The following is a 7,021-nucleotide window of genomic DNA, read 5'->3' on the forward strand; positions in this document are numbered from 1 at the left end:
CAATGTAATGGAATCGTAGTTTACGGGCCTGTTATGGCTTTATATGTGATCCAAATCTCATTGTGTGTGCAACTTATGAAACTTAAATGAAAAATGTGCAACGCATCGCAAATAAATAGCTAAAAAATGAAGATTAACCCACCACTGCCAGAATAATCGGGAACAGGAACGGGGCTACCAGCGAGGTAATAATGCCGCAGATGACCAGCGCCAGTGAGCTAAACGCACCTTCCTGATAGTCCAGTTCCGCACAGCGTGCGGTGCCCAGGGCGTGCGACGCGGTGCCCATTGCCAGCCCACGAGCGGCCTTAGTGCGAATACGCATGGCATTGAGTAACGTATGTCCAAATACCGCCCCGAGAATGCCGACAAAAATGACGCATACGGCGCTGATCGCCGGAATGCCGCCAATACTGCCTCCCACGGCCATAGCGATAGGCGTGGTGACCGATTTTGGCATGATAGACGCGGCAATTTGCGGCGATGCGCCCATCAACAAGGCGATTGTTGTACCTGTTACCATCGCCACAACGCTCCCGGCAAAACAGATAGCAATGATTGATTTCCAGCGGGCGCGAATCTGGTGCAACTGTTCGTATAACGGATAGGCCAGCGCGACCACGGCAGGTTGCAGCAAATCGTTCAGCACTTCGCTGCCTTTGAAATAGTGATCGTAGGGAATACCTGTCAGCAGCAGAATGGGAATGATCACCACCATGGCAACAAGCAGCGGATTCAGCAAAGGCATTTTAAAGCGAGCTGCCAGCTTACGTGCGCCAAAAAATACCGCCAGCGTAAGAGGTAACGACCACCAGATATACGACATCATTTTTTTGCTTTAGCCTCTTTTTGCCCAACGATTTTGCGCTCACCGTGCACAATGTGCGAGCTCCAGCTCACCACCAGGAAAACGACCAGCGTACTGATGGTACAAGACACCACCACCGGACCAAATTGCGCGCGCAGCAGGTCAAAGTACTGCATGATCCCCACGCCAATCGGGACAAACAACAGGGCCATATAGCGAATCAGCACGTAGCAGCCGGGGTTAACCCATTTTGCCGGTAACACCTGCAAAGCCAGTAAAACAAACAGAATCAGCATGCCGATAATGCTGCCCGGAATGGTGATGGGGAGTAGCGATGCAAGAAAAATACCTGCATAGAGGCAGGCATAAATCAGGACGAATGCGCGCAAATATTGCCAGATAACGTTCAGTGCTTTGCTCATAGTTGAAACCCTTGACGAGACTGATTCATCATACAATTAAACTTAAAAACGTGCTACCGATCACATCATGAATTCTAAGCATAGAGGAAATAGATATCTGGAACATCGGGCGATGGCCCTAACTCTCCGCGCTAAACTTGTGCCAGGTAGTACAGAAAACGATTCAGGGCGGTAGTAGGCGTTTCGTTGTTGCGCCAGAATACGCCGACGCTGCCTTTTTGTTCAATCTTCGGCAGATTCAGGATAACCAGTTGTCCCTGGGCGGCATACCGTTGTGCCAGCCGTAGAGAAAGAATAGAGATCATGTCGCTACTTTGCAGCAGGTTGGTACTGACGTTGATTGATGCCGATTCAATGATGTTTTCCGGCAACATTACGCCGTTATCAACCAGCGCGTTATCAATGCTTATCCGGATAGGGGTTCCTGTCGGCCAGACAATCCAGCGCCAGTTAGCCAGATCGTGCCAGGTGAGCAGGGGATATTTTGCCAAGGGATGATCGGGGCGGGCGACGAAACAGACCGGCTCGGTATACAGCACTTGATAATTGAGCGGCAACTGAAGCGCCCGACCGCCGACCCGACCGACGACGACATCCACCGAACCCGCGAGCAGATCGTGCAGTAGCGGGGTCATCACTTTCTCTTCAATATTTAGATGCAGGGTTGGCAGTTCTGTGAGCAAACCCAGTATTGCCTGTGAAACACAGTCGGTCGCTACCGGCGAGCAGCCAATCTTCAGACTCCCTACAAGGCCGCCTTGCTTAAAACGGGCGATTTCATACTGCGAACGCTCCATATCATTGATCAGGCGTTGGGCATGTTGCAGTAGCAACTTGCCGCCTTCGGAAGGGCGCAAGCCTTTACTGTGACGTTCAAAGAGCGTGATGCCAATCTCATCTTCGAGCTGTGATAACCATTTCGACAACGCGGGCTGGGTGATATTCATCATCCGGGCGACGTGCGTCAGATTTCCCTGTTCGCCCAGCGCGATAAGCGTTTGCAGGTGTTGCAACTTCAGTTTCTGCGCCCAGTTTGCCATTTGCTATAACCTCCAGGTTATGCCTCTGCATGAAAAGCCATTGTACATTTCATCTCCAAACATACAAAGTCGCAACATACCTAAAACAAAACAGACATCTACTCTACCTGCACTGAGGCATTCACTATGACTCAACAACGTGATCTACAAGCACTGATCGATTCCGCCCCCGTCGGTAAGACCCAGTGGCGCGTTATCATCTGCTGTTTTCTGGTTGTCATGCTTGACGGATTTGATACCGCGGCGATTGGTTTTATCGCACCCGATATTCGCACTCACTGGCAGCTGACTGCTGGCGATCTGGCACCGCTGTTTGGTGCAGGTCTGCTGGGGCTGACCGCTGGCGCGCTGCTCTGTGGCCCGCTGTCCGACCGTTTTGGCCGCAAACGAGTGATAGAACTCTGCGTGGCGCTGTTCGGTGCGCTCAGTCTAATTTCGGCTTTTTCACCCGATCTGCAAACGCTGGTTATTTTGCGCTTTCTTACCGGCTTAGGGCTGGGCGGGGCAATGCCGAATACCATTACTATGACTTCGGAATACCTGCCCGCGCGTCGGCGTGGCGCACTGGTCACCATGATGTTCTGTGGCTTTACTCTGGGATCGGCAATGGGCGGTATCGTCAGCGCACAGCTGGTGCCGGTGATTGGTTGGCACGGCATTCTGGTGCTGGGAGGCGTTCTACCGCTAATGCTGTTTGTTGCTCTGCTGTTTGCGCTACCGGAATCCCCGCGCTGGCAGGTTCGTCGTCAACTGCCGCAAAACGTGATTGCCAGAACCGTCAGTGCCATCACCCGGGAACGTTATGACAATACCCATTTTTATCTCAACGAGGGTGCCGCAATTGCTAAAGGCAGCATTCGCCAGCTGTTCGTTGGGCGACAGCTGCCTATTACCCTGATGCTATGGGTAGTGTTCTTTATGAGCCTGCTGATTATTTATCTGCTCTCCAGCTGGATGCCAACGCTGCTTAACCATCGTGGAATTGATCTGCAGCATGCCTCCTGGGTAACTGCCGCCTTCCAGATTGGAGGAACGCTGGGGGCACTGGCGCTGGGCGTGCTGATGGACAAATACAATCCTTTCCGCGTGCTGGCCGTGAGTTATGCGCTGGGCGCAGTGTGTATCGTCATGATTGGCCTGAGCGAAAACGGTCTGTGGCTGATGGCACTGGCTATTTTTGGCACCGGCATCGGCATCAGCGGTTCTCAGGTTGGTCTTAATGCGTTAACCGCCACGCTTTATCCGACACAAAGCCGGGCGACGGGCGTCAGCTGGTCTAATGCAGTGGGGCGCTGCGGCGCGATTGTCGGCTCGCTTTCCGGCGGGGTGATGATGGCGATGAATTTCTCATTCGATAACCTGTTTTTCATTATTGCCGTCCCGGCGGCCATCAGCGCGGTAATGCTTACGCTGCTGACGGTTGTTATCCGCCAGTCGGCCTCTGCCTCAAATACTCTGCCACGCGCAGGTGTTGTGAATGAATAAGGAGAATCCCTATGTCTGAACTGAATCAGGACGTTAAGAACAGCCGTCAGCAGTTTTACCAGCATATTTCCGGGCAGAATCTGACCCCGCTGTGGGAGTCGCTGCACCGCCTGGTGCCGCCAACACCGAACGCACATTGCGCGCCTGCGTACTGGAACTATCAGGAGATCCGCCCGCTGCTGCTGGAAAGTGGCGATCTGATTGGCGCGAAAGAGGCGATTCGCCGCGTGCTGGTGCTGGAAAACCCAATGCTGCGTGGACAGTCTTCAATCACCCCAACGCTGTACGCGGGATTGCAGTTAATTATGCCGGGCGAGGTTGCGCCGAGTCATCGTCATAATCAGTCTGCGCTGCGCTTTATTGTCGAAGGGAAAGGGGCATTTACCGCTGTGGACGGTGAGCGCACCCAGATGCATGAAGGCGATTTTATTCTGACGCCGCAGTGGCGCTGGCACGATCACGGCAACCCGGGCAGTGAACCGGTGGTGTGGCTGGACGGTCTGGACCTGCCGTTGGTGAACCTGCTGGGCTGTGGCTTTGCGGAAGACTACCCGGAAGATCAGCAGCCGGTCACGCGCAAGGAGGGGGATTACTTGCCGCGCTACGCGGCCAATATGCTGCCGCTGCGTCATCAGAAAGGTAACTCATCGCCGATTTTTAACTATCGCTACGATCGCAGCCGTGAAGCACTGCATGACCTGACGCGCATGGGCGACGCCGATGAGTGGGACGGTTACAAGATGCGTTACGTCAACCCGGTAACCGGCGGTTATCCCATGCCTTCGATGGGAACCTTCCTGCAACTGTTGCCGCAGGGCTTTTCCTCACGAATGGCGCGTACCACCGACAGCACTATCTACCACGTGGTGGAAGGAAGTGGGCAGGTCACCATTGGTAACGAGACCTTCAACTTTTCGCCAAAAGATATCTTTGTGGTGCCGACCTGGCACGGCGTGTCGTTCCAGACCCACGAAGATACCGTCTTATTCAGTTTTTCGGACAGACCGGTTCAGGAAGCACTGGGGTTGTTCCGCGAAGCACGCTATTAATTTGGGAGAGAGAAAATGACGCAATACGTATTTGAACCACAAGCGCCTGTTACCGTTCCGGTTGTTGGCTGTGATGAACAATTTCCTGTGCGCCGTGTTTACTGCGTGGGCCGTAACTATGCCGCCCATGCCCGTGAAATGGGCTTTGATCCGGATCGCGAACCGCCGTTCTTTTTCTGTAAACCTGCCGATGCGGTAGTCCCGGTGGCGGCTGGTCAGATCCTCGAACTGCCGTACCCATCGCAAACCGATAACTATCACTATGAGATAGAGCTGGTGGTGGCGATTGGCAAAAAGGGCAGCGATATTCCGCTGGAAAAAGCGCACGAATATATCTGGGGCTATGCCACCGGTCTGGATATGACCCGCCGTGATCGGCAGATGGAGATGCGCCAGATGGGGCGTCCGTGGGAAATTGGCAAAGCGTTTGATCTCTCCGCACCCATCGCGCCGCTGCATAAAGCCAGCGAAAGTGTGGATGTTAACAATGCGCCAATCTGGTTGCAGGTCAACGGCGACGATCATCAGCGTAGCGATATTCGCCACCTCATCTGGTCTGTGAATGAAACCATCAGCTATCTGTCTGGTTTCTTTGAACTGCAGCCGGGCGATCTGATCTACACCGGTACCCCAGAAGGCGTGGGGGCGGTAGTTAAAGAGGATGTGATCACCGGAAACGTAGACGGTTTAACCCCCATCGCCGTGAAGATTGTCTGAGGTGGATGATGAAGCTGTACAGTTTCTTTAATAGCTCGGCGTCATATCGGGTGCGCATTGCGCTGGCGCTGAAGGGGCTGGATTACCAGACGGTGGGCGTCAACATTCGCATCGGTCAGCAGAACGAACTGGCCTACCGACGGATGAACCCGGTGGGACTGGTGCCGACTCTGGTGACCGATGACGGAGAATCACTTGGGCAGTCGCTGGCAATAATTGACTGGCTGGATGGCCACTTTCCGCAAACGCCACTGCTGCCTGCCGACTTCCCGGTGCGCAGTAAGGTGCTGGAAATTGTCTATGCTATCGCCTGTGATATCCACCCGGTGAATAACATGCGGGTACTGCGCTACCTGAGCGAAGAGTTAAAGGTCAGTGAAGAAGATAAAAAACGCTGGTATGCACACTGGATCCAGCAAGGGTTAAGCGCGGTGGAACAGATGCTGCGCCAGAGTCATTCGGGGAAGTTCTGCGTGGGTGATGCGCCGACGCTGGCGGATTGCTGTCTGATCCCACAGTGGGCGAATGCGTTACGTATGGGGTGCGATCTGAGCGGATATCCGCGCTGTAAGGCGGTATATGATGCCTGTACTCAGCTTCCGGCGTTTATCGCCGCCGCGCCCGAGAATCAACAAGATAAAATTCCAGCCTGATAAGGAGAACGACAATGGCTAAAGTGACACGCGCAATTATCGTGGGTGGCGGGATTGGCGGCGCGGCGACCGCGCTATCGCTGGCTCGTCAGGGCATTAAAGTGATGTTGCTGGAGAAAGCGCACGAGATTGGTGAAATTGGCGCGGGTATTCAGCTCGGGCCGAATGCATTCTCTGCTCTGGACAGCCTTGGCGTGGGGGAAGTCGCCCGTCAGCGCGCCGTTTTCACCGACCACATTACGATGATGGATGCGGTAAACGCAAAAGAGGTGGTCCGCATTGAAACCGGCCAGGCGTTCCGCGATCACTTTGGCGGTCCTTATGCGGTTATCCATCGGGTTGATATTCACGCCAGCGTTTGGGAAGCGGCGCTGGTGCATCCTAACGTTGAGTATCGCACTTCAACTAACGTGGTTGATATTCGCCAGACAGAGAATGACGTCACGGTATTTGATGAGCACGGCAACAGCTGGACGGCGGATATTTTGGTGGGCTGTGACGGTGTAAAATCGGTCGTTCGTCAGTCTCTGATTGGCGATGCGCCACGGGTTACCGGACACGTGGTCTATCGCGCCGTGATTGATTGCGATGATATGCCGGAAGATTTACGCATTAACGCACCGGTGCTGTGGGCCGGACCACACTGTCACTTGGTGCACTATCCGCTGCGCGGCGGTAAGCAATATAACCTGGTGGTGACCTTCCACAGTCGTCAGCAGGAAGAGTGGGGCGTGAAAGATGGCAGCAAAGAGGAAGTGCTCTCCTATTTTGAGGGTATCCATCCGCGCCCGCGCCAGATGCTTGATAAACCGACGTCATGGCGGCGCTGGTCCACCGCCGACCGCGA

General features: G+C 54.2%; 8 protein-coding genes. 5 read left to right on the forward strand and 3 right to left on the reverse strand.

The genetic code is table 11. From position 1 onward, the window contains the following. Positions 1-133: 133 nt before the first annotated feature. From FDW94_RS09500 to FDW94_RS09510, 3 genes are all read right to left on the reverse strand, one after another. Positions 134-829 carry a CidB/LrgB family autolysis modulator gene (locus FDW94_RS09500; RefSeq protein WP_003027380.1) on the reverse strand — a complete coding sequence of 232 codons (696 nt, stop codon included), beginning with the start codon at positions 827-829 and terminating at the stop codon, positions 134-136. Continuing rightward, on the reverse strand, positions 826-1,230 hold the full coding sequence (locus FDW94_RS09505) for a CidA/LrgA family protein (protein WP_003834497.1): 405 nt from the start codon (positions 1,228-1,230) through the stop codon (positions 826-828). Before FDW94_RS09505 ends, FDW94_RS09500 begins: the two co-directional genes overlap by 4 nt. Before the next feature lie 131 nt (positions 1,231-1,361). Next, positions 1,362-2,270: a LysR substrate-binding domain-containing protein gene (locus FDW94_RS09510; RefSeq protein ID WP_071444684.1), complete on the reverse strand. Its 909-nt coding sequence runs from the start codon at positions 2,268-2,270 to the stop codon at positions 1,362-1,364. 126 nt (positions 2,271-2,396) lie between these two features. On the opposite strand from FDW94_RS09510, the gene FDW94_RS09515 reads away from it, so the two are divergent. The 5 genes from FDW94_RS09515 to FDW94_RS09535 form a co-directional block, all read left to right on the forward strand. Continuing rightward, positions 2,397-3,755 (forward strand): aromatic acid/H+ symport family MFS transporter, encoded by a 1,359-nt coding sequence (locus FDW94_RS09515; RefSeq protein ID WP_128611991.1) that lies wholly within the window; start codon positions 2,397-2,399, stop codon positions 3,753-3,755. A gap of 11 nt (positions 3,756-3,766) precedes the next feature. Continuing rightward, a complete protein-coding gene (gtdA, locus tag FDW94_RS09520; RefSeq protein WP_048234914.1) occupies positions 3,767-4,804 on the forward strand; it encodes a gentisate 1,2-dioxygenase in 1,038 nt (345 codons plus the stop codon). Between the two features lie 15 nt (positions 4,805-4,819). After that, positions 4,820-5,521 (forward strand): fumarylacetoacetate hydrolase family protein, encoded by a 702-nt coding sequence (locus tag FDW94_RS09525; protein ID WP_137377487.1) that lies wholly within the window; start codon positions 4,820-4,822, stop codon positions 5,519-5,521. 8 nt (positions 5,522-5,529) lie between these two features. Beyond that, the gene (maiA, locus tag FDW94_RS09530; protein WP_003834489.1) at positions 5,530-6,174 is read left to right on the forward strand and encodes a maleylacetoacetate isomerase; all 645 of its coding nucleotides are present in this window, start codon (positions 5,530-5,532) and stop codon (positions 6,172-6,174) included. A 14-nt stretch (positions 6,175-6,188) separates the two neighbouring features. Next, positions 6,189-7,021, forward strand: an 833-nt coding sequence (locus tag FDW94_RS09535; protein ID WP_249358373.1) for a 3-hydroxybenzoate 6-monooxygenase, incomplete at its 3' end; no start/stop codon positions are given.

This window comes from Citrobacter sp. wls757, from assembly GCF_005280935.1.
Lineage (GTDB): Bacteria > Pseudomonadota > Gammaproteobacteria > Enterobacterales > Enterobacteriaceae > Citrobacter > Citrobacter portucalensis.

Excerpts from the sequence above, each read along its gene's own strand:
- FDW94_RS09500 (WP_003027380.1), bottom strand. The coding sequence starts at position 829 with ATGATGTCGTATATCTGGTGGTCGTTACCTCTTACGCTGGCGGTATTT.
- FDW94_RS09505 (WP_003834497.1), bottom strand. The coding sequence starts at position 1,230 with ATGAGCAAAGCACTGAACGTTATCTGGCAATATTTGCGCGCATTCGTC.
- FDW94_RS09510 (WP_071444684.1), bottom strand. The coding sequence starts at position 2,270 with ATGGCAAACTGGGCGCAGAAACTGAAGTTGCAACACCTGCAAACGCTT.
- FDW94_RS09515 (WP_128611991.1), top strand. The coding sequence starts at position 2,397 with ATGACTCAACAACGTGATCTACAAGCACTGATCGATTCCGCCCCCGTC.
- gtdA (WP_048234914.1), top strand. The coding sequence starts at position 3,767 with ATGTCTGAACTGAATCAGGACGTTAAGAACAGCCGTCAGCAGTTTTAC.
- FDW94_RS09525 (WP_137377487.1), top strand. The coding sequence starts at position 4,820 with ATGACGCAATACGTATTTGAACCACAAGCGCCTGTTACCGTTCCGGTT.
- maiA (WP_003834489.1), top strand. The coding sequence starts at position 5,530 with ATGAAGCTGTACAGTTTCTTTAATAGCTCGGCGTCATATCGGGTGCGC.